Source organism: Sphingobium sp. SYK-6, assembly GCF_000283515.1.
GTDB lineage: Bacteria > Pseudomonadota > Alphaproteobacteria > Sphingomonadales > Sphingomonadaceae > Sphingobium > Sphingobium lignivorans.
Map to the genome: position 1 here is coordinate 4006814 of NC_015976.1, position 20387 is coordinate 4027200.

Annotated in this window: 16 protein-coding genes; 8 read left to right on the forward strand and 8 right to left on the reverse strand. The window is 67.5% G+C overall.

Annotated elements, in window-relative coordinates; genetic code table 11:
• Positions 1 to 5: 5 nt before the first annotated feature.
• Positions 6 to 1208: a penicillin-binding protein activator gene (locus tag SLG_RS18435; RefSeq protein WP_041392226.1), complete on the forward strand. Its 1203-nt coding sequence runs from the start codon at positions 6 to 8 to the stop codon at positions 1206 to 1208.
• 201 nt (positions 1209 to 1409) lie between these two features.
• Here SLG_RS18435 and fsa read toward each other — a convergent pair whose 3' ends face one another.
• Positions 1410 to 2063, reverse strand: a complete 654-nt coding sequence (gene fsa, locus SLG_RS18440) for a fructose-6-phosphate aldolase (protein ID WP_014078040.1) — start codon at positions 2061 to 2063, stop codon at positions 1410 to 1412.
• A gap of 189 nt (positions 2064 to 2252) precedes the next feature.
• Here fsa and SLG_RS18445 point away from each other — a divergent pair, with 189 nt between their 5' ends.
• Entirely contained in the window at positions 2253 to 4421 is a 2169-nt protein-coding gene (locus SLG_RS18445) for a primosomal protein N' (RefSeq protein WP_014078041.1), read from the forward strand.
• 101 nt (positions 4422 to 4522) lie between these two features.
• Here SLG_RS18445 and SLG_RS21565 read toward each other — a convergent pair whose 3' ends face one another.
• Together SLG_RS21565 and ada are read right to left on the reverse strand one after the other, a co-directional pair.
• Positions 4523 to 5704, reverse strand: coding sequence for a hypothetical protein (locus SLG_RS21565; RefSeq protein ID WP_014078042.1), 1182 nt, complete (start codon positions 5702 to 5704; stop codon positions 4523 to 4525).
• 93 nt (positions 5705 to 5797) lie between these two features.
• The gene (gene ada, locus SLG_RS18460; protein WP_014078043.1) at positions 5798 to 6838 is read right to left on the reverse strand and encodes a bifunctional DNA-binding transcriptional regulator/O6-methylguanine-DNA methyltransferase Ada; all 1041 of its coding nucleotides are present in this window, start codon (positions 6836 to 6838) and stop codon (positions 5798 to 5800) included.
• Positions 6839 to 7071: 233 nt separating this feature from the next.
• Here ada and SLG_RS18465 point away from each other — a divergent pair, with 233 nt between their 5' ends.
• The gene (locus SLG_RS18465; protein ID WP_014078045.1) at positions 7072 to 8646 is read left to right on the forward strand and encodes a S1C family serine protease; all 1575 of its coding nucleotides are present in this window, start codon (positions 7072 to 7074) and stop codon (positions 8644 to 8646) included.
• A gap of 6 nt (positions 8647 to 8652) precedes the next feature.
• Here SLG_RS18465 and SLG_RS18470 read toward each other — a convergent pair whose 3' ends face one another.
• Positions 8653 to 10398 (reverse strand): methyl-accepting chemotaxis protein, encoded by a 1746-nt coding sequence (locus SLG_RS18470; RefSeq protein ID WP_041392232.1) that lies wholly within the window; start codon positions 10396 to 10398, stop codon positions 8653 to 8655.
• 377 nt (positions 10399 to 10775) lie between these two features.
• On the opposite strand from SLG_RS18470, the gene SLG_RS18475 reads away from it, so the two are divergent.
• From SLG_RS18475 to SLG_RS18495, 5 genes are all read left to right on the forward strand, one after another.
• A complete protein-coding gene (locus SLG_RS18475) occupies positions 10776 to 11330 on the forward strand; it encodes a F0F1 ATP synthase subunit delta (RefSeq protein WP_041393709.1) in 555 nt (184 codons plus the stop codon).
• A 34-nt stretch (positions 11331 to 11364) separates the two neighbouring features.
• Positions 11365 to 12894 (forward strand): F0F1 ATP synthase subunit alpha, encoded by a 1530-nt coding sequence (atpA, locus tag SLG_RS18480; RefSeq protein ID WP_014078048.1) that lies wholly within the window; start codon positions 11365 to 11367, stop codon positions 12892 to 12894.
• Between the two features lie 77 nt (positions 12895 to 12971).
• A complete protein-coding gene (locus tag SLG_RS18485; protein WP_014078049.1) occupies positions 12972 to 13844 on the forward strand; it encodes a F0F1 ATP synthase subunit gamma in 873 nt (290 codons plus the stop codon).
• Between the two features lie 28 nt (positions 13845 to 13872).
• On the forward strand, positions 13873 to 15318 hold the full coding sequence (gene atpD / locus SLG_RS18490) for a F0F1 ATP synthase subunit beta (RefSeq protein WP_014078050.1): 1446 nt from the start codon (positions 13873 to 13875) through the stop codon (positions 15316 to 15318).
• Between the two features lie 68 nt (positions 15319 to 15386).
• A complete protein-coding gene (locus SLG_RS18495) occupies positions 15387 to 15641 on the forward strand; it encodes an ATP synthase F1 subunit epsilon (RefSeq protein ID WP_014078051.1) in 255 nt (84 codons plus the stop codon).
• Positions 15642 to 15664: 23 nt separating this feature from the next.
• Here SLG_RS18495 and SLG_RS18500 read toward each other — a convergent pair whose 3' ends face one another.
• Genes SLG_RS18500 through SLG_RS18515 form a run of 4 tightly spaced genes read right to left on the reverse strand, consistent with a single transcriptional unit; the run spans position 15665 to position 20385 of the window.
• Entirely contained in the window at positions 15665 to 16690 is a 1026-nt protein-coding gene (locus tag SLG_RS18500; protein ID WP_014078052.1) for a lysylphosphatidylglycerol synthase domain-containing protein, read from the reverse strand.
• Positions 16683 to 17477, reverse strand: a complete 795-nt coding sequence (locus SLG_RS18505) for a class I SAM-dependent methyltransferase (protein WP_083853438.1) — start codon at positions 17475 to 17477, stop codon at positions 16683 to 16685. Before SLG_RS18505 ends, SLG_RS18500 begins: the two co-directional genes overlap by 8 nt.
• Positions 17465 to 18727 (reverse strand): glycosyltransferase, encoded by a 1263-nt coding sequence (locus tag SLG_RS18510; protein ID WP_014078054.1) that lies wholly within the window; start codon positions 18725 to 18727, stop codon positions 17465 to 17467. The genes SLG_RS18505 and SLG_RS18510 overlap by 13 nt, the downstream gene beginning before the upstream one ends.
• Entirely contained in the window at positions 18727 to 20385 is a 1659-nt protein-coding gene (locus SLG_RS18515) for a glycosyltransferase family 39 protein (protein ID WP_158512741.1), read from the reverse strand. Before SLG_RS18515 ends, SLG_RS18510 begins: the two co-directional genes overlap by 1 nt.
• Between the last annotated feature and the right edge of the window lie 2 nt (positions 20386 to 20387).

The window sequence follows — 20387 nt, forward strand, 5'->3', positions numbered from 1 at the left end:
GAGCCATGGCAGAGAGGAGCCTTGCGGGGCAAGAGGGGGTTGGATTCGTACCGACCCGGTTGCGGCAGGGCCTTGCGCTGCTGGGCGCGTTGTTGCTGTCGGCGTGCGCCTCGGTCGTGCCGCGCACCGAGCCGCCCCCGCCACCCCCACCGCCGAAGACCGGCGATCTCGATCTCGACAAGGGACTGCCCACCGACACGCAGCGGCATCGCGTCGCGCTGCTGGTGCCGCTGAGCGGGACCAATGCGGGCGTCGGCCGTTCCATCTCCAACGCCACGACGATGGCGCTGCTCGACACCAAGACAGAGCGCCTGCGCGTCACCACCTACGACACCGGCAAGGGCGCTGCGGAAGCGGCGAAGCAGGCGGTGGCGGAAGGAAACCGGCTCATCCTTGGGCCGCTGACCGCTGACGAAGTGCGCGCCGCCGCGCCGGTGGCCCGGGCGGCGAAGGTCCCGATCATCAGCTACTCCAACGACGAGAGTGTGGCAGGCAATGGTGTGTTCCTGCTGGGCTACAGCCCCGAGCAGTCCGTGGAGCGCGTGGTCGGCTACGCCCGCTCGCGCGATCTCAGCAATTTCGCCGCACTGGTGCCGCGCGGCGTCTATGGCGAGCGTGCGGGCGCTGCGTTCCTCTCGCGCGTGAAGGCAGCCGGCGGCACCGTCGTCGCGATGGAGACCTTCGATCGGTCAGCTGCTTCGGTGCAGGCGGCGATCAAGCGCCTCGCGGCGAGTTCCAGCTATGATGCGCTGCTCATCGCGGATGTCGGGCGAATTGCGTTGCAGGCGGGACCGCTCGTACGGGCCAATGGCGGGGCCGATGTCCGCATCCTGGGCACGGAACTGTGGAATACGGAAACCGGCCTGACCAGCAGCGCTGCCCTGCGCGGCGCCTGGTATGCCAGTGTCTCGGACAATCTCTACCGCACGCTCTCCAGCAAATATCGCGCATCCTTCGGCACGGCGCCCTACCGGCTCGCCTCGCTCGGCTATGATTCGGTGCTGCTGGCCGTGCGAATCGCGGCGGACTGGAAGCCGGGCACAGCCTTCCCCGTCGGGCGCCTCACCGATCCGGAGGGCTTCTCCGGCATCGATGGCGCGTTCCGCTTCAGCCGGGACGGCATTGCCGAACGGGCGCTGGAAGTCACGGAGATCGGCGCCGGCGCCACCAGCGTGGTCGACCCCGCGCCCCGGGGCTTCGCCAAATAGGCGAGGCTCCCCGGCGGGGACGGCGCGGAAGGGAACGGCGCTGGCCGGTGGAATGGCTTACAGTCCGCCGGTCGATCCGAGGGTCCGCCATGGCGCGGAAAACCGCTCTTTTTTGCCGATCGGCGGCGGAGAAACCGGACAAAACAGGACAGATAAAAACAGGCACAGCCGCCGCCCTTGCCGGGGCGGCGGCTGCGGTCGTTACAGGATCGACTGGCCCGTCTTCGCCCAGTCGGCCGCGAAGGATGCAAGGCCCTTGTCGGTCAGGACATGGTTGAACAGCGCCTTGATGACTGCGGGCGGCGCGGTGATCACATCGGCGCCGATCTTTGCGCATTCCAGCACATGGATCGGGTGGCGCAGCGAGGCGGCGAGGATCTCGGTCTCGAAGCCATAATTGTCGTAGATCAGCCGGATGTCCTCGATGAGCTTCATCCCATCGAACCCGTTGTCGTCATGGCGGCCGACGAACGGCGAAATGAAGCTCGCGCCCGCCTTGGCCGCGAGCAGCGCCTGATTGGCCGAGAAGCAGAGCGTCACATTGACCATGCAGCCCTCTTCGCTCAGCGCCTTGCAGGTCTTGAGCCCGTCAATGGTGAGGGGCACCTTGATCGCGACATTGTCCGCGATCTTCCGCAGCACGGCGGCTTCCTTCATCATGGTTTCGTGGTCCAGCGCCACGACTTCGGCGGAGACGGGGCCGTCGACCAGCCCGCAAATCTCCTCCACCACTTCCAGAAACTTGCGGCCGGACTTGTGGATCAGGCTGGGATTGGTGGTCACGCCGTCCAGCAGGCCGGTCTCGGCGAGGTCCCGGATTTCGGCGGTGTCGGCTGTATCGACGAAGAATTTCATGGTCGGCGCGCTCCTGTCTCTCAAATCGTGGGGCGCCTATAGCGAAGGGCGCGGCGATGCGTAAGGAGATTGCGCCCGTCTTGCGCTGCTGGCGCGATGTGGTTCGAACGGCCCGGTGAGCATATATTCCGCGTGCGACCGCCATGCGGGTTCCAAGGTCCGGGCTCAGCGCCTAACTAGGCAGCTTCGATGACCCGCGCGCGCCTCATCCTGCTCAATGCCGCTCTTGGCCCCCTCGACTACCGCGTGCCGGCAGGCATGTCGGTGGAGCCGGGCAGCATCGTCGTGGCGCCGCTCGGCCCCCGGCCCATGACCGGCGTGGTCTGGGAAGCCGAGCGCTTTCCCGACGTGCCCCCGGTGGGCGACAATCGCCTGCGGCCGCTGCTTGGCGTGCTCGATGCGCCGCCACTGCCCGCGGCGTTGCGGCGCCTGATCGAATGGACCGCTGCTTATTATCTGGCGCCGCACGCCGCCGTGCTGCGCATGGCCCTTGCCTCCATGTCCGCTCTGGAAGGCGGCAAGACGGTCATCGAATACCGGCCGAGCGGCGCCTTGCCGGAGAGGCTGACCGCCCAGCGTGCGCAGGCGCTGGAGCGAATCGGCGAGCGGCAGGGCCTCGTGCGCGAGCTCGCGGCGATCGGCGATGTCAGCGACGCGGTCATTCGCGGCCTCATCAAGCAGGGCGCGCTCGAGGCCGTCGAGGTGTCGACCGACCTGCCCTTCCCCCGGCCCGACCCCGACCACGCCGCCATATCGCTGAGCCCGGGACAAGAAGCCGCCGCGCAGCGCCTCGTCGCGCAAGTGAGGTCCGGCGAATCCCATACCGTGCTGCTCGACGGCGTCACCGGATCGGGAAAGACCGAGGTCTATTTCGAGGCGATCGCGGAAGCACTGAGGCAGGGCCGCCAGACCCTCGTCCTGCTTCCCGAGATCGCGCTGACGGAACCGTTCCTCGACCGCTTCACCGCGCGTTTCGGCTGCGCGCCTGTGCCCTGGCACTCGGGCCTCAAGCAATCCGACCGGCGGCGGGCATGGCGCGCCATTGCCGAGGGCGAGGCCGGCGTCGTCGTCGGCGCCCGCTCCGCCCTGTTCCTGCCCTATCGCAAGCTCGGCCTGATCGTCGTCGATGAAGCGCACGAGACCAGCTTCAAGCAGGAGGAAGGCGTGCGCTACCATGCGCGCGACGTGGCGGTGATGCGCGGTCTCATGGAGAGCTGCCCGGTGGTGCTGGCGTCCGCCACGCCGGCCATCGAAACCCGCCATCAGGTGGAACTGGGCCGCTACGAGGAAATCAAGCTCCCGTCCCGCTACGGCGGCGCGGAGCTGCCCGAGATCATCGGGGTCGACCTGACGCACGACCCGCCGGATCGCGGGCGCTGGCTGGCGCCGCCGCTCGTCCAGGCCATGCGCGAGACGCTGGCGCGCGGCGAGCAATCGCTGCTGTTCCTGAACCGGCGGGGCTATGCGCCGCTCACCCTGTGCCGCCATTGCGGCTACCGCTTCCAGTGCCCCAACTGTTCGGCCTGGATGGTCGAGCATCGCCTCACGCGGCGCCTTGCCTGCCACCATTGTGGCCACGAAGTCCCGACGCCGGACAGCTGCCCGGAATGCCATGAGAGCGATGCGCTCGTGGCTTGCGGCCCCGGGGTGGAGCGAATCGCGGATGAAGTGAAGGCCCTCTTCCCGGACGCGCGCACGGCCATCGTCACCTCTGACACGCTCTGGTCGCCGGCCAGGGCGGCGGCGTTCGTTAGGGATGTGGCGGGCGGCGCGGTGGACATCATCGTCGGCACGCAGCTCGTCACCAAAGGTTATCATTTCCCGGAGCTGACCTTGGTCGGCGTGGTCGATGCCGATCTGGGCCTCGATGGCGGCGATCTGCGTGCGTCCGAACGGACCTATCAGCAGATCGTGCAGGTCTCCGGGCGCGCCGGGCGCGGCGAGAAGCCCGGCCGGGTCTTCATCCAGACGCGCGCGCCCGATGCGCCGGTAATGCGCGCGCTGCTCGAAGGGGACGATGCAGCTTTCTATGCGGCGGAAACCGCCAGCCGCCGCTCCGCCAATGCGCCTCCGTTCGGGCGATTCGCCGCGATCATCGTGAGCGACACGGACGCGGCGCTCGCACGGGAAACGGCCCGGCGTATCGGGGCTGCCGGGCCGCGGCAGGAGGGGCTGGAAATCTATGGACCGGCCGAAGCGACGCTGGCCGTGCTACGCGGGCGGCATCGCTGGCGACTGCTGGTTCATGCCCGACGCTCGATCGATCTGCAGGCCATCGTGCGCGACTGGCTCTCGGCGATCGACTGGAAAAGCAGCACACGCGTGAGCGTGGACGTCGATCCTTACAGCTTCGTTTGAGAGAAACACGACGCAGCCGCCCGGCGGTGGGAGGGGGGTGGTGCCGGGCGGCTGCTCGACCCTGTCAAAGGGCCGACATGCGTTCGAATGTTATCCGGAGTTTATGTACGGACGGGCTTCCAGCCCCGCGAGCGCGATGCGGCTGGCGCACCGAAGCTGTAGACAGGCTGACGCGCGGGCTCGGCTGCCGGCGCCGGGGCGGGCGTGACCTGCGCCGGACGGTGCGGCTCCTGCGCAGAGGCCATGGGAGGCGTGCCCTGGCGAAGGAGGAAGGAGGCCCGACGCAGGCGCTGACGACGCGTGCGGAACGGATTCTCGGCAGAAGGCGCCTCGGCGACCATCGCCTCCAGCGCGCTGTCGTGCTTGCCGTTTGTCGCCGGATTGGCTGCGCGCGCGGCGGCCGGGGCGGGTGCCGTAGTGGACACAGTGGCCGGCTCCACCGGATGCGCGGCGGGGGCCACCGTCGACACTGGAACTGCGTCAGGGTGCGTCACTGAGACCGGCTCGGCCACAACATGATCGCGAGCGGGAGCATACGCCGGGGCAATCGCCTCTTCGCCGCGCTTGCGACGACGGAGCATCACCAGGCCGCCCGCGCCAAGGGCGAGAACGGCACCGGCGGCGCCGAGGGCCCAATAGGCGGTCTCGTCGCTCTCAGCCTGCTGCGGCGTTGCGGCCATGGTTTCCGTAGCGGCCGGGCTCTCACCCGCGCCTTGCGGGGCAACGGTCTCGTTCGGAACGTCAGGTGCGACCGTGGCCGCGAGCGGAGCCTGGGCTTCCTGTGCCTCGGCTGCTTGGGTGGGCGTAGGGGTGGATTCGCGCGGGGCTTCAGCGGCCGGAGCGCGGGCTGAGCGCTGCGCGCCTTCACCCGAGTCGGCCGTCGAGGCGCGGGTTTCCGCACGCGGCGCAGCCGGCGCCTGGCGCGCTTCCGGTGCCGGGGCGTTCACCGCGGGAAGCGGCGGCGCGGCGACCGGAGCCGGCGAACTCACCGACGGAGCCGGGGCGGCCGTCGTGGCGACCGGCGGAGCACTGGTCGTGGGAGCACTGGTGGTGGGCGCACTGGTGGTAACAGGGGGCAAAGTCGTCTGAGGCAGCGGGATGGGCTGGCTCGACTGGGCACGCGGCACCACGATGGACGGCGCACCGGTTTGCGGGGCCGCGTCGGCAGGCGCGGGCTCGGAAACCGGCGCCGCGACCTGCGCGACCGCAGTTGTTGAAAGGAGCGCCAATGCGGCGGCAATCGCCGTCGGCGCAGGGCGGATGAGGGGGGTGTGGTTCTTCATAGCAGAGCAAAAACTCTGCGCGGGGATGGCGGGTTGCTTCAGAGGGGCCCGTTTCGGGGCGATTTGTTGGATATGAGCGCCAGAATGACGCGCTCAGCCCTGCGACTCGCGGGAAAGGAGCGCCTCTTTCCGCTCAACGCCATAAGCATAGCCGCCCAGAGACCCATCGCTGCGCAGCACACGATGGCAGGGAACGAGCACGGCGAGATCGTTTCGACCGCACGCCGATCCCGCCGCGCGGACGGCACCCGGCCGGCCCGCGGCGGCGGCGATCTGCGCATAGGTTCGCGTCTGCCCGGGCGGAATGGCGCGCAGGGCTGCCCAGACCGCTTGCTGGAAGGCCGTGCCCGCAACGTCGACGGGCAAGTCGACCGAACGGGCGGGGTCATCCACCAATGCCACCACATCGCGGACCACCGCCTCGAAATCGGCATCGGCCTCCACGATGCGCGCATTCGGGAACCGTGCGCGCAGGTCCGTCGCGGTTTCGTCGAACGCGATGCGGCAAAGGCCCCGCGCGGTCGCCGCGACGAGAAGCGGGCCGAGCGAACTTTCGGCCAGCGCGAAGCGGATGACAGCGCCCTCCCCGCCCTTGCGCCAGGCGGACGGGCTCATCCCCAGTCGCGCCTGCGCATCGGCATAAGCGCGGCTGGGCGCTTCATAGCCGGCTTCATAAATGGCGTCGGTGATCCGGCCCTGCCTGCCCAGTTCGTCCGCGAAGCGCCGCGCACGCAAGCCGCGGGCATAAGCCGCCGGGGAGACGCCCACCTCCCGGGTGAAGAGGCGCTGGAAATGGTGCGGCGCATAGCCCACGGCGGCGGCAAGCGCGGCGAGGGCAGGCGCGGTCTCGCTGTCGCCCAGGATGGCGAGGGCCTGATCGATCGCGCGCCGGTCCCGGCTCACCTCGTCGGGCCGGCAACGCAGGCATGCACGATAGCCCGCCGCGCGCGCGGCTGCGTTATCCGGATAAAGCCGGACATGTTCCGGGCGCGGATGGCGGGCCGGGCAACTCGGCTTGCAATAGATGCCCGTGCTCGTCACCGCGATGACGAACTGCCCGTCCTTGCTGCGATCACGCGCCTCGAAGGCCGCCAGTGCGGCGTTCTCGCCGAGCTCTTCAAGCATCGTTGGCATGGCATCTGGTCCTGTGGTTGCGAGCCGCGAAACGATCAAGGGCGCTCGCGGCGTTGACTATAGGCCTCGGCCCTTTGCCCGGACAACATGCGGATCGAACGGGCGCGCGATCCCGAAGGAACCGGGGCCTTGTCGTCCATGCCGGCGGCTCGGGCTTCCCATCGATTGCGATCAAAGCGGGCGCGTGCGAATTCCCCTGTCGGGGAAGCCCTGTCGACGCTAAGAAGCCCGGCATGACGGCATGCTTCCACGGACCGCGCTCGCGCCTCATTGCGGCCCTTCTCCTCTCGTTCCTGATGCTCGTGCGGGCGCCTTCCGCTCGTGCGGAAGTGCAGGACATTGCCGCGGCGTCGCGCAGCGTGGTCCGCGTGGCACTGGTCGCCACCGATGGCGACAATGCCTATTTCGTCGGCCATGGCAGCGGCGTGGTCGTCGCGCCGGGGAGGGTCCTCACCAACGCGCATGTCGTCGAGCTCACCCGCAGCGAGCCGAACATCGTCATCGGCATCATCCCGCCCCAGGGCAAGAAGAGCTTTGGCGGCAAGGTCATCGCTTATTCGCCGGGGAACGACCTTGCCCTGATCGCCGTGGACGGCGCATCGCTGCCCGTCGCCACATTCTTCACCGGTTCGCCGCAGGATGGCGACCAGGTGACGGCGATCGGCTATCCCGGGTCCGTGGACCGCGCGCAGGGCATGAGCCTGGAGGACATCATCCGGCCGATGGCGCCGGTGCGCACGTCCGGCACCGTGTCCGGCGGACGGGCCTCCAAGCAGTTCGACACCGTGCTGCACACCGCGCCGCTCGCCTCCGGCAACAGCGGCGGACCGCTGGTCGACCAGTGCGGGCGCGTGGTGGGGCTCAACAGCTTCGGCTCCCTCTCGGAAGGCAGCGATGCCGAATATGGCTTTGCGGTCTCCAATCGCGAGATCGCCAGTTTCCTGCGCCAGGCGGGCATCCAGGCCGCCCGCTCCAGCGAGGCCTGCCGCTCGATGGACGAGATCGAGGCGGCGCAGGAAATCGCCGACGAGCGGGCCCGCGCCGCGGCCGCCAAGCGCGCGAGCGACGCGGAAATGGCCCGGCGCGAACAGGTGATCGCTGCCCGCGCGCAGGCGCAGCAGGACGTGATTGCCCGGCGCGAGAACATGATGGCGCTCTCGGCCCTGCTGCTTGCCCTCGCCGTCGCCGCCGGCGGCATGGCGATGCTCGGCCAGTCCAAGGGCGATCTCACGCGCACCCGCCGGTTCGGCGCCGCAGCGGGCTTCCTGACGCTGGCCGCGATCGCCGTCTTCCTCCTTCGCCCCGGGTTCGGCAGCCCCAATGACGCAGAAGGGGGCGCGACGAATGAAGCGGCCGGGCCCGACAACATGGCGGAAGCGGCCCCCGCGGCCTCAGGGGATCGCCTTTGCCGGCTCGATACGAGCCTGAGCCGGGTGACCGTCTCGGAGACGCAGGACATGTCCTTCAACTGGCGGGCGGACGGCTGCGTGAATGGCCAGACGCAATATGTCCGGGCCCAGGAGCAGTGGGTGCGGATCCTCGTCCCCAGCGACGACGCGGCGATCTCCGTGCGCCGCTTCGATCCCTCGATCGGCCGCTATCGCACCGACCAGTATCTGGTGGACGCCGAGACGCTCGAGAATGCGCGGACGATGCGCGACGGCCTTGCCCGGTCGGGCTGCACGACGGATCCGCAGAAGCTGGCGGAGCTTGCCGCCGCGCAGGCCGACATCCAGGCCCTGCTGCCGGCGCAGCCCAACGAGCGGCTCGTCTACCAGTGCCAGGCTGCCACGCGCGGCGCGCCCTGATATCGGTCAGGCCGCGCTGCTCAGGTCGCCGCGCAGCGCACTGAACTCGCGGCCCAGCTCCGCGATCTGACCGGCAATCGCATCCGCCGTGTCCCGCAGGCACGCCGCCGTCTCGACCAGCTCGGACGAGCCGGCGCTCGCGTCCTGCGCCGCCTGCGCGATCTCGCGCATCTGGACATGCGTCTCGGAGATCGACGCCACCATGCGCCGACTCGCATCTTCCTGGGAGCCGGCGAGCGCCTCGACCGAATCGGCCTGCTCGCCGACGCCGGTCGCGAGTTGTTCGACAAGAGTCGTGCTCGCCAGGAAATCCGCCGCCGTCTCGTTCACGAAGGCGAGCTGACGCGCGATCTGCCCGGCCGCCTCGCCTGAATCGAGAGACAGCGCCTTGATCTCCCGCGCCACCACGGCAAAGCCGAGCCCCGCGTCGCCGGATCGATGCGCCTCGATATTGGCATTGACCGAAAGCAGATTGGTCTGCGCCGCCACGCGCTTGATGAGATCCAGCGCATGGCTGATGCCGCTCACCAGCTCCGAGAGGCGCTGCGCATGCGCGCGGTTGCGACCCGACTGGTCTATGACTTCATTGCTGTGCATGCGCGTGGTGCCCGCGCTGCTGCGCACGTCACCGACCAGCCGCAGCAGGCCGATGCCGTCCTTCTGCACCTCGTCCGCCCGCATGGCCGCCGCGGCGATGCTCCGCGCGATGGCGTCGGCGCGGTCCCGCGACTGCGAGGACGCCGTCGCAAGCGTCATCGCCATCTCGCGCATGATCGCGGAGGCATGGGAAAGCGCCGCCACGAGCTGGGACAAGGCGGCGTCGAACCGCGCGAAACCCTCGTCGACCAGCCGGGCGCGCGCCTGAGCGCGACGCGAATCGTCCAGCTCACGGCGGCGCAGCGCGTCCTCGGCCTGTTCCCGGTCGCGTCTCGACTGGTCCGCCAGGCGCGCTGCATCCTGCGCGTCACTCAACGCCCGCGCGATCGCCCCGATCTCATCCTCGCGCTCAAGGCCGGGCACCGCCTCTCCCGCGGGGCCCGTCCCGCCCTGCCGCACATGATCGGCAATGGCGACGAGCGGCCGCGCGAGGCGTCTCTCCGCCATGCGCGCGATCAGGATGCCGCCCGCGAGCGCGGCGATGGAGACGGCGACGAGCAACAGTTCAGCGGCAAAATTGACCCAGCGAAGCACCGCGCGATCCTGCCCGGCAGTCGCGCGCAGTTCCTCGGTCGTCCGGGCGATCTTCCCGAGCAGCGGGTCGACGCCGCCGAAGAACTGCCCGGAAAGGAAGAAGTCCAGCCGTTCGCGATCGCTTCGTTCGAGCAGGACCTGAAGACGATCCAGCGCCCGGTCGGCATCGGGCCGCTCCACCGAGAATCGCGTGGCCACGGTCGCGCCCGATTCGCCCAGCTCTCTCCAGTCCCGGCCCAGCCTGCTCCTGATATCCCGCAGGGCGGTCGCGCCGCCGGTCGGGTCGATGGTGCCGACACGCACCTTGTCGGCAATGGCCCAGCTCGTCTGATAGGCCGAAGCGATGGTCTGCAGCTGGCTCATCGGCACGATGCGCTGCTCCACCAGCCGGGTGGAAATGGTCCGGTTGATCGTCAGCGCGCCGAGCTGGGCCACGATCAGCAGCGAGAGCAGTGCCCCGGCGGCCAGCAGCAACCGGCGAAACTGTCGCGAGATCGAATCTCTTCTTTCGTATCGCGTGACGATGGTCCCGCCCGACTGCCCGTCGCGAAGCGCATGCATTGATATGGCCTCTTGCTGTTCCCTGGTCCGGCCCGCCGGATCCCCCTGCGCGGCCAGATAGTGAATCGCTCGTTGACGAACCATGAAGATTTCGGGAATATGGCTGTAATATCAATGTCATAAAACTGTCATCGAGCCGCGGAGGAGCGAGATCGCACGGTGTCGGCGATGCCAGGAATCGCCTCCGATGCGCGCATCGGGAGGACCGGCGGCGTCGCTCCGGCGGGCGGAAAGGCGGACCCGGCGCGCCACGTCGCCTCTCGACTTGCATCCGCGGGCCACCCCTGCTAACCGCCGCCGCGTGTCGAGGGGGGTGCTGCAACGCCTCCCCTTTTCTGGCGCAATTCAACTCGATGAAGACGAGGTATCAGGCGCGCGTGGAGAATTCCGGCGGTATTCAGGCTAGCTTGGCAGGGCGCTATGCGCTTGCGCTGTTCGAGCTGGCACGGGACGAGAAGGCTCTCGATTCGGTCGACGCGAGCCTGACCACGCTCAAGGCGGCAATTGCCGATTCGGCGGATCTGCGGACGCTCATCCAGAGCCCGCTCATCGGGCGCGACGCTGCGGGCAAGGCAATCGCTGCCGTGGCCGCCCAACTGCAGCTCGACATGCTGACGACCAGGACGCTGGGCGTGCTCGCACAGAATCACCGTCTCGGGCAGCTGCCGGCCGTCATTCGCGCGTTCCGCACCCTGCTCTCCGCCCACAAGGGCGAGACGCGTGCCGAAGTGACCTCGGCCTTCCCGCTGACCAAGACGCAGCAGACTGCGCTTGCCAAACAGCTCAAGGCACGCACCGGCCGCGACCCGGCTCTCGATCTCACTGTGGACCCCGCGATCATGGGCGGCCTCATCGTCAAGATGGGCAGCCAGATGATCGACGGCTCGCTCCGCACCCGACTGAACAGACTCGCCCAGGCGATGAAGGGCTGAAGAGCCCTCACAAAGGTTCGATGAAAGGCTGAACATGGACATCAACGCCGCAGAAATCTCGAAGGTCATCAAGGACCAGATCGCCAATTTCGGCACCGAGGCCGAGGTCAGCGAAGTCGGCACCGTGCTGAGCGTCGGCGACGGTATCGCCCGCATCCATGGGCTCGACAATGTGCAGGCCGGCGAGATGGTCGAGTTCGCCAATGGCGTGCAGGGCATGGCCCTCAATCTCGAGGCGGACAATGTCGGCGTCGTGATTTTCGGCTCGGACGCCGAGATCAAGGAAGGTGACGTCGTCAAGCGCACCGGCACCATCGTGGACGTGCCCGTCGGCAAGGGCCTGCTCGGCCGCGTGGTCGACGGCCTCGGCAATCCCATCGACGGCAAGGGCCCGATCATCTCCGATCAGCGCAGCCGCGTCGAGGTGAAGGCGCCCGGCATCATTCCGCGCCAGTCGGTGAGCGAGCCGGTGCAGACCGGCCTCAAGGCCATTGACGCGCTCGTGCCCGTCGGCCGTGGCCAGCGCGAGCTGATCATCGGCGACCGCCAGACCGGCAAGACCGCCGTCGCGATCGACGCCTTCATCAACCAGAAGGGCGTGAACGCCGGCACGGACGAGTCGAAGAAGCTCTACTGCATCTACGTCGCCGTCGGCCAGAAGCGCTCGACCGTCGCGCAGATCGTGCGCCAGCTCGAAGAAAATGGCGCGATGGAATATAGCATCGTCGTCGCCGCGACCGCATCCGAGCCCGCGCCGCTGCAGTTCCTCGCGCCCTATACCGGCGCCGCGATGGGCGAGTTTTTCCGCGACAACGGCATGCACGCCGTGATCGTGTATGACGATCTTTCCAAGCAGGCTGTCGCCTATCGCCAGATGTCGCTGCTGCTGCGTCGTCCTCCGGGCCGCGAAGCCTATCCGGGCGACGTCTTCTATCTGCACAGCCGCCTGCTCGAGCGCGCGGCCAAGATGAACGATTCGCTGGGTGGCGGCTCGCTGACCGCGCTGCCGATCATCGAGACGCAGGCCGGCGACGTCTCCGCCTACATCCCGACCAACGTGATCTCGATCACTGACGGCCAGATCTTCCTCGAGACCAACCTCTTCTATCAGGGCATCCGCCCGGCCATCAACGTGGGCCTCTCGGTGTCGCGCGTCGGCTCCGCCGCGCAGACCAAGGCGATGAAGAAGGTGTCCGGCTCGATCAAGCTGGAGCTCGCGCAGTATCGCGAAATGGCCGCGTTCGCGCAGTTCGGTTCGGACCTCGACGCCTCGACGCAGAAGCTGCTCAATCGCGGCGCGCGCCTCACTGAGCTGCTCAAGCAGCCCCAGTTCAGCCCGCTGCCCTTCGAGGAGCAGACCGTGTCGATCTTCGCCGGCACACAGGGCTATCTGGACAGCGTCGCGACTGTCGATGTCGTGCGCTACGAGGCGGCGATGCTCGCGCACTTCCGCGCGCATCACGCCGATATCCTCGCCGCCATCCGGGACAGCCGGGACCTTTCCGACGATGTCCGCGCCAAGGTCAAGGATGCGCTCGACGCCTTCGGCAAGACCTTCGCCTAAGCACGTGCCGGGCATCCGCACCGGCGGGTGCCCGGACGGGGTTCTCGCTTCAAAGGGAACACGACACAGGGAAAGACATGGCTAGCCTCAAGGAACTCAAGGGCCGCATCGTCTCGGTCAAGTCGACCCAGAAGATCACCAAGGCCAAGCAGATGGTCGCTGCGGCCAAGCTGCGCCGTGCGCAGGCCGCTGCCGAGGCCGCTCGCCCCTATGCGGAGCGCCTGGAAAAGGTGGTCGCCAGTCTCGCTGGCAAAGTGACCGGTGACAGCGCGCCCCGCCTGCTTGCAGGCACGGGCAAGGATGACACGCATTTGCTGGTCGTGGCGAACGGGGACAAGGGCCTGGCCGGCGCCTTCAACGCGAACATCGTCAAGGCTGCCGTCCTCAAGGCGCGCGCGCTGATCGCGCAGGGCAAGACGGTCAAGTTCTACCTCGTCGGACGCAAGGGCCGCGCCGTCATCTCGCGGACCTTTCCCGGCATGATCGTCGGCGAATATGACACGACCGAAGTCCGCACGCCCGGTTTCGACGAGGCCAGCGCGATCGCGCAGGACGTCTCGAACCGCTTCTTCGCGGGCGAGTTCGACGTTGCTCACCTCTTCTATTCGGGGTTCAAGTCGGCGCTCGCGCAGATCCCGACCGAGCAGCAGATCATCCCCGTCAAGATCCCGGCCGATGCGCCGGCCTCATCGGGCGCCGCGGTCGAATATGAGCCGGACGAGGAAGCGATCCTCGCTGACCTGCTGCCGCGCAACATCACGATCCAGATCTTCAAGGCCCTCCTTGAGAACATGGCATCCGAGCAGGGCGCCTCGATGACCGCGATGGACAATGCGACGCGCAACGCGGGCGACCTCATCAAGCGACTCACGATCGAATTCAACCGCAGCCGTCAGGCCGCGATCACCACCGAGCTGGTGGAAATCATTGCGGGCGCCGAAGCGCTCTAAACCGGATTAGAAGGCAAGGAACGAAACCATGGCAGCTACCAACAATGTCGGCAAGATCAGCCAGGTGATCGGCGCCGTCGTCGACGTGACCTTCGATGATGCGCTCCCGGCGATTCTCTCGGCGCTCGAAACGAGCAACAACGGCCAGAAGCTGGTTCTCGAGGTTGCCCAGCACCTCGGCGAGAACACCGTCCGCACGATCGCCATGGACTCGACCGATGGCCTGACCCGCGGTCAGGACGTGGTCGACACCGGCGCGCAGATCTCCGTGCCGGTCGGCCCCAAGACGCTTGGCCGCATCCTCAACGTCGTCGGCGAGCCGATCGACGAACGTGGCCCGGTCAATGCCGAGATGAAGGCACCGATCCACGCCAAGGCCCCCGAGTTCACCGACCAGGCGACCGAAGCGGCCATCCTCGTAACCGGCATCAAGGTCATCGACCTGATCGCGCCTTATGCGCGCGGCGGCAAGATCGGCCTGTTCGGCGGCGCCGGCGTGGGCAAGACCGTGCTCATCCAGGAGCTGATCAACAACATCGCCAAGGGCCATGGCGGCGTGTCCGTGTTCGCCGGCGTTGGTGAGCGCACCCGCGAGGGCAACGACCTCTATCACGAGTTCCTCGACGCAGGCGTCATCGCCAAGGATGCCGATGGCAACCCGACGAGCGAGGGCTCCAAGGTGGCGCTGGTCTTCGGCCAGATGAACGAGCCCCCGGGCGCCCGCGCGCGCGTCGCGCTCTCGGGCCTCACCATGGCCGAGTATTTCCGCGACCAGGAAGGCCAGGACGTGCTCTTCTTCGTCGACAACATCTTCCGCTTCACCCAGGCGGGCTCGGAAGTGTCGGCGCTGCTCGGCCGCATTCCCTCGGCCGTGGGCTATCAGCCGACGCTCGCGACCGACATGGGCGCGCTGCAGGAGCGCATCACCTCGACGACCAAGGGCTCGATCACCTCGGTGCAGGCCATTTACGTGCCGGCAGACGACTTGACCGACCCGGCCCCGGCCACCAGCTTCGCGCACCTTGACGCCACGACCACCCTGTCGCGCGCCATCTCCGAGCTCGGCATCTATCCGGCCGTGGACCCGCTCGATTCCACCTCGCGCGTGCTCACCCCCGCCGTTGTCGGCCAGGAGCATTATGAGGTTGCCCGTCGCGTCCAGCAGACGCTGCAGAAGTACAAGTCGCTGCAGGACATCATCGCCATTCTCGGCATGGACGAGCTCTCCGAAGAGGACAAGCTGACCGTCGCGCGCGCGCGCAAGATCCAGCGCTTCCTCTCGCAGCCCTTCCATGTGGCCGAGGTCTTCACCGGCATTCCGGGCAAGTTCGTCCAGATCGAGGACACCGTGAAGAGCTTCAAGGCAGTGGTCGACGGCGAATATGACCATCTGCCGGAAGCCGCTTTCTACATGGTCGGCGGCATCGACGAGGCTGTCGAGAAGGGCAAGAAGCTCGCCGCTGAGGCGGCCTGATCGCCCCCGGATGATTGAGAACCCTTCCCGCTCCCGCGGGGAGGGCCTTTGATGAAGGTATCGAGGCCATGGCCCTGCATTTCGAACTCGTGACCCCAGAGAAGCTTGTCCTGGCCCAGGACGTCCACATGGTCGTCGTGCCGGGCGCCGAGGGCGAGTTCGGCGTGCTGGAAGGCCATGCGCCCTTCATGTCCACCGTGAAGGACGGCGTGCTCAAGGTCTATGACCGCGACGGCGCCGAGCCCCGCCTGATCCCCGTCGAGGGCGGCTTTGCCGAAGTCAGCGAGGCAGGGCTTACCGTGCTGGCGGAAAAGGCGGGCTGAGCGGGCTGCGCGGCCGGATCCGGTCAGGACCCCGCGATCACGTCATTTCGAATGACCCCGGTTCGATCGAGCCGGGGTTTTTTCTCGTCTGCGCCCGGCGCACGGGCATAGCGAAGCAGGACGAGCCCCAGCGCGAAAGCCAGCAGGTCGCCCAGCGTCGTCACGAGCCGCAGCAGAAGTGCCGCGGCGATGGCGCGCTCGGGACCGATGATCGGTGCCAGCCCTTCGCTCAGGATGAACTCCCGCACGCCAAGCCCCGCCGGAGCGCCTACCACGAGAAAGCCCGCGACCCAGGCTCCGCAGAATATCGACACGCTCCGGGCAATCGTGGCGGGATCACGCGCAAGGGCAGGCTCAAGGAGCAACAGGGCACAGGCTGACAACAGCGCCCCCGCTATCGTGAGCAACACCGGTACGGCGAGGCGCCCCGGGGGGCTGAGGGTGCCGAGGGTGCCGAATCTGACGGCAAGCATCCCCGCGGCCAGCCGGCGGGTCCTGATTGCAAAACCGCCGACCAGGGCCACAAGCGCGAGGATGCCAGCGACGATCGCGGCCGCCCGCCACATTTCGTCGAGATGCGCCATGAGCAAGGGCGCGCCCAGAAGCGCCATGACCAACACGCCGATCGCCATTTCGATAGCGACCGAGGTGATGGTCAGGCGGACGGGAACGCCATGGCGAAGCGCCAGGGTCGCGCGGCCGATATGCTGTGCGATATTGCCCGGCAGATACTTCCCGAACTGCGTGGTCAGGAAGATCGCGGCTGTCAGGCCGATCGGAAGGTTCTTGCCGAGCATGGCAAGAATGGCGCGCCACGCCATGGCCACGAAGATGCATGCGATGAGGCAGAGCAGCACCGCCAGCGGCATGGCGGCGACCGCCTCCCGCGCCAGCGTCGGCAGGCTCTCCTGGAGCGAGTGAACGCGCTGCGCGAAGAACAGCAGGCACAGTAGGCCCATGACCAGCCCGAGACGGCGCAGCCAACGGACGAGCCCATCGCTCTTCCCTCCGGCAGGTGCGTCGACTTGGACGTCGTCCGGATCAGCCATCGGCCTTGCGTCCGACGCCGATCCATCCGGTCCCGTGCTCGGAGCGGCGGAAGAGACGCTGCAGCCGGACGGCGCCTTGCAGCATCTGCCGGCATGGGAATGCCGTCATCACCGGAAAAAGTCGCGTCTCCAGCCCGCGATCAACCCCGCTATTCTCCGTTGCCGCCTTCATCGATCTGCTGCTGGCCCCGGCCTTCAGCTTGCGGCCATGATAGGCATTACGCAGCGGTTCGATGAAGTTGGAGACGGGGAAACCATAGGCTTCAACTCGCACGTCGGTCAGGCCGGCGGCTTGAAGAAGCGCTTCGAACTGCGGTCTCGAATAGCGCCGGAAGTGGCCTGCGAAGATGTCCGAATTGCCCCACAATTTCATGTGCGCGGGCACGGAAAGCACGGCCAGCCCCCCCGGTTTCAGCCAGCCCACCCATTCACGCAGCGCCGCAAGGTCATCCTCGATATGCTCCAGGACTTCGAAGCTGAAGAGGTAGGAGAAATGCGCATGCCAGTCCTCCGGCGTCTCCCGTACCGTCATCCGTGCTTGCCCATTGGCGAAGACGTCCGAGAGCGCGCGCCCTTCGACCGACATTTCCAGCCCGGTGACATCGAAGCCGAGAGCAGCGAACTCCGAGAGCAGTGCTCCCGCGCCGCAGCCGACCTCGATGATGTTTCCGGGCGGCAGATCCCGCATGGCTTCCATGATGGAAGCGCGCCGGAGGATATAGCGCGGCGCAGGCACCCATCCACCCTCCGGGAGAGCGGGGCCAAAGGGCGACATTACGAGCGACATGCGGGTTCTCCCCGGGCAAGAGTCAGAAGCTGAACGAGGGCATCCACGCCATCGTCCGGAGACAGCGCGGCGCGGGCGGTTGCCGCGATCACCGCGGGGCGAGGCCGAGCGAAGGCTTGCGCAACCGCTTCCGCCAGCGCGGGCGCATCACCCGGCGGCACGAGGCGAATCGCATCGGGATAGCGCTGGGCAAGAGCGGCCACGGCAGGACTCGCGCGCGTGATGATCGCGCCGCCAGCGGCCAGTATCTGAAACATCTTGTTGGGAATGACGCGGGCCGCCTTGTCGCTGGTCCCGAAAATGCCGAGCGAAATGACCGCCCCGCGAATGATCGAGGGGAGCTGCGCATAGTCGACCCAGGGAAGCCAGGTGACGTTCCCGGGCGCGTGGCGGTCCAGAAAGGTCCTCGCCGCGGCATCTTCCTGCCCCCGGCCGATGATGAGCCAGTGGACCGGCGTGCCCACGCTCGCCAGTGCCGCCTCAAGGATCGTCTCGATGCCATGCAAGGGAATGAACTGGCCATAGAAGAGCGCATAACGGGGCGGCAGACCGGCAGGCGGCGCAGGCAAGTCGGCCCGGTGGCGCGCGTCCCAGAACAGGGGCTCGGCGCCGACCGGCACCGTGATGCATCGTGCAGCCGGCACGCCAAATGTTTCGCTGAAATATCGTCCATGCTCGTCCGTATCGACGAGCACGACATCGGCCATGGCGAGCGCAAGCCGTTCAACCTGCCACAACAGCCTTGCGCGCAGGCCCCCGCGACGCAGCCACTTGCGGTCGTTCACGATCGTGTCGTGCAACGGAATGAACGCATCGAAGATGATCGCCTGCCGACGCAGGCGCGCGAATGGCCACAGGACAAAGGCGTCGAGAATGGCCGGATAGGGCAGCAGGACAGGCAGCGTGCGCGGCTGACGCAGCAATTGCAGGATCGCGCGGGGATAAGTCGCAAGGGCCCGTGCGATCGCGATCGCCATCCGGCCCTTGCCGGCCACGGCCTTGTCTTCGATGCCCTGCCATATGTCGATATGGATTTCCCCGGCCAGCCTTCCCTTGCGCCGCAAGGCGTCGATCAGCAGCCTGACGCGCGGCTTGCCCTTGTCATAGCTTCCCCAGGCGACCAGCCGGACGTCCGCCTTCGCGCCGGTTCCCGCGTCTGCCGACGAGGACTTGGCAGAGCCAGCCCAGCCTGCGCCGGACGCTGCCGGTCGAGAAGGCGTCGAAGCGACGCGGGAGACGGTGTCGTACATCAGAACGACGTCACATAAGGCTCGGGGGGTGGTGGGCTGCCCGGGACGCGGAGGTCGCGCCCCCAGACGAGCCTGGCATCACGCGCGCCGCCTGCGCCAATCTCATGCCGCCCCCGCGCGAGGCGGACGATCGCGCCCGGCTGATAAGTCGCGCCGTCGAGGCGAACCGCGCCGTCGCGCACCGTATAAGGGCCCGGCACCAGCATATCGACGGGTTGGACGGCCGAGCCGCCCGGCACCTGGCGTCCGGCGACCCAGTAAGGGCCCCACAGATGGATATAGGTGCTGCGCATCACCGCCACGTCCCGCGGCAGGAACTCGGGCGCCGGCCCCTGTCCCTCGAACACCGCGTCGAACATCGGATCATTGGCCATGACCAGCGGAACGGTCTCGCGCGCCATGATCGCTTCCATGCTTGGCGACATGCCCATCCGGTACTGCTCGCCGCCCCATGGGGTCATGAAGATATTTGCCTTGGGGAAGCGGCCCAGCATGCCGCTGAAGTCGAAATAGGCCACCGGCTCGGGGAACATGGCTTCGGCCGCTTCGATAAGCTGGCGCTGCTTGTCGATCGGGCTGGGTGGCTCCAGCGCCCGCACGGTCAGGGCACAGACCAGCATCAGCAGAGCGAGCAGGCCGGCCCCGTAGCGCGCGGCAAGCATCTTCGCGCTCGCCGCGCAGGCCACGGCAACCGGCGGCAGCATGAAGGTGTAATAATAAGGCGCGCTATTATGATAGAAGGCCAAGGTCGTGAGCGGCAGGAACAGGCCGATAAGCGCAAGCCGTTCGGCGGGACGGAAAGCCGACTTCATCAGCGCGATGGGGAAAGCCAGGATGAAGAGGGTCAGCACCGGCGCCAGGATCGCGCCCTTCACCGCAAAGCGCCAATAAGGCGGTATCCCCAGGCTGAACATCTTGCCGGAAGAGCTGGCGATCACCGCCTTCGCCTGCTCATCGGCATATTCTCCCAGTCCCCGGGCGTGGAGCCAGTAGACCAGCGCGAAGACGATCGCCGCCAGGAGGCCGGTGCAGGCGACTCTCAAGGCATAAGCAGGGCTCCGCCCCAGCTCGGTCCATCGCAGCCAGAGGATGCCCGCGAAGGCCGGCGCATAAAGGACCGCCTTTATCGTCATCATGAAGGCCAGGCCGAGGAGAAGGCCCGTCGCAAGGATGGCTTTTGCATCCAGTCGCGAGCGCAGCAGGACCCAGAGGGCGAGCATGAGCAATGCCGCCGTCGGCGCATCGAAGCGGAAGGAAAATCCGTGCTGCAGGACGAACCCGGCCGAAAGATATCCAAGCGCGCAAAGCAAGGCGACGGTGCGATCTGCAAATCGCCCGGCAATCCCGACAATCGCTGCCAGGATCGCGATCTCGCTCAGATACATGAAGACACGGATGAGAAGGATGTGCTCGACGACCGAGCCGGGAACATGCACGACCCAGGCGAAGAAGCGGGTGTAGAGTGTCTGGAGCGGGAGCGTGAGCGTTCCTCGCGCCAGCATCTCCACGCGGCTGTAATGATAGAACTCGTCCCAGTTGATGGCCCTGCCGAAGACCATTTCCAGCTGGACGAGCAGGATCACCACGAGAGCGGCGATCGAAAGCGCTCGCGTGTTCATCCACGCCGGCCGCGCGAGGCCCTTCTCTCCTGCGTTCAAGC